The sequence below is a fragment of the Vibrio sp. 10N.222.48.A3 genome (assembly GCF_041475345.1).
In the GTDB taxonomy this organism is placed as follows: Bacteria; Pseudomonadota; Gammaproteobacteria; order Enterobacterales; family Vibrionaceae; genus Vibrio; species Vibrio tasmaniensis_A.
Genome location: NZ_JBFRVX010001179.1, coordinates 1 through 529, shown reverse-complemented (window position 1 = coordinate 529; position 529 = coordinate 1). Strand labels below are relative to the sequence as shown.

Here is a 529-nt window from a genome sequence, read left to right as displayed (position 1 = left end):
GCTTTAGCAGCACCAGTTGAAGATGGGATGATGTTTTGAGAAGCACCACGGCCACCGCGCCAGTCTTTAGCAGAAGGGCCATCTACAGTTTTTTGAGTTGCTGTAGTAGCGTGAACTGTAGTCATAAGACCAGACTCAATGCCCCACTTATCGTTAAGTACTTTAGCGATAGGTGCAAGACAGTTAGTAGTACAAGAAGCGTTAGAAACGATGTCTTGACCAGCGTAAGATGCTTGGTTAACGCCCATTACGAACATTGGAGTTGCATCTTTAGAAGGACCAGTAAGAACTACTTTCTTAGCGCCAGCAGTGATGTGCTTACGTGCAGTCTCGTCAGTTAGGAAAAGACCAGTTGCTTCAGCAACTACGTCTACTTCGATAGCATCCCACTTAAGGTCTTCTGGGTTACGCTCAGCTGTAACACGTACAGTTTTACCGTTAACGATTAGGTTACCGCCTTCAACTTCAACAGTACCGTTGAAACGGCCGTGAGTTGAGTCGTACTTAAGCATGTATGCCATGTACTCTA

The 529-nt window shown here is 45.7% G+C and carries 1 protein-coding gene; it reads right to left on the bottom strand.

Annotated features, from left to right (window positions below):
* Nucleotides 1-529, bottom strand: a 529-nt coding sequence (locus AB4653_RS24765) for a type I glyceraldehyde-3-phosphate dehydrogenase (protein ID WP_372105558.1), incomplete at both ends; no start/stop codon positions are given.